Origin of the sequence: Kitasatospora sp. NPDC085895 (assembly GCF_040702125.1) — a bacterium.
Taxonomy (GTDB): domain Bacteria; phylum Actinomycetota; class Actinomycetes; order Streptomycetales; family Streptomycetaceae; genus Kitasatospora; species Kitasatospora arboriphila.
The window spans coordinates 1-1151 of record NZ_JBFBJY010000245.1; the positions used below are offsets into that span (position 1 = coordinate 1).

At 71.0% G+C, this 1151-nt stretch carries 1 protein-coding gene; it reads left to right on the forward strand.

Annotated elements, in window-relative coordinates:
- On the forward strand, positions 1–1151 hold a 1151-nt coding region (locus tag AB0442_RS42580), incomplete at both ends, for an IS701 family transposase (protein ID WP_366168865.1).

The window sequence follows — 1151 nt, forward strand, 5'->3', positions numbered from 1 at the left end:
GGTACTACAGCGGTTGATCGTGTCTCTGGGGGTAGGTGGCTCGTTGCGCATGCCGTGGAGACGTTGCGTGATGTCGAGTTGTGGTCGGTGTGGTTCGAGGACTTCTTTGCCCGGCTCGCGGGGTTGTTCGGGCGGGTGGAGCCGCGGTTGACCGCGCGGGCGTATCTGCGGGCGCTGCTGGGGCCGGTGGAGCGCAAGAACGGTTGGCAGATCGCCGCTTACCTGGGTGATCGGACGCCGGATCGGGTTCAGGTGTTCCTGCGGCGGATGGCCTGGAGTGCGGACGAGCTGCGGGACCGGGTGCGGGCGTTCGTGGTCGAGTACCTGGGCGATCCGCAGGCGGTGCTGGTGCTGGACGAGACCGCTGTGCTGAAGAAGGGCCGGATGTCGGTCGGGGTCGCGCCGCAGTACGCGGGGATCACCGGGCAGGTGGAGAACTGCCAGGTCGCGGTGTTCGCCGCGTATGTCACCCCGCGTGGTCGGGCCCTGGTCGACCGGGAGATCTACCTCGGGAAGACCTGGGCCGGTGACGCTGAACGCTGCCGGCGGGCCGGTGTGCCGGCCGTCCGCCGCAAGGCGGTGGTGACCAAGCCGGAGTTGGGCCGGCGGATGGTGGAGCGGGCCCGGCGGGCGGGGACACCGTTCGCGTGGGTGGCCGCCGACAGCCTCTACGGGCAGGACCGCAAGCTGCGGGCCGCTCTCGAGCGGCGCCGCAAGGGCTATGTGCTGGCCGTCCCGTGCGACGAGACGGCGGCCACCGATATCGGAGAAACGCGCGTCGATGACCTTGCCGCCCGGGTCCCGCTGGTCTTCGAGCGGCGATCGTGCGGGAAGGGTGCCAAGGGCGAGCGGTACTACGACTGGGCCGTCACGGAGGTGGCCTGGCCGTCCGAGGCCGGCCCCGCCCGGGCCGGCTGGAGACATCTGCTGCTGGTCCGCCGCTCGATCGCCGATCCCACGAAACTGGCCTACTTCGCCGTCCACGCCCCGGCCGGCACCACCCTGACCGTCTTGGTGCGGGTCGCCGGCCTGCGGTGGGCGATCGAGGACCTCTTCGAGACCGCGAAGACCGACTGCGGCCTCGACCAGTACGAGGTCCGCACCTGGGACGCCTGGCACCGGCACACCACCCTGGCCATGGCAGCCCTGGC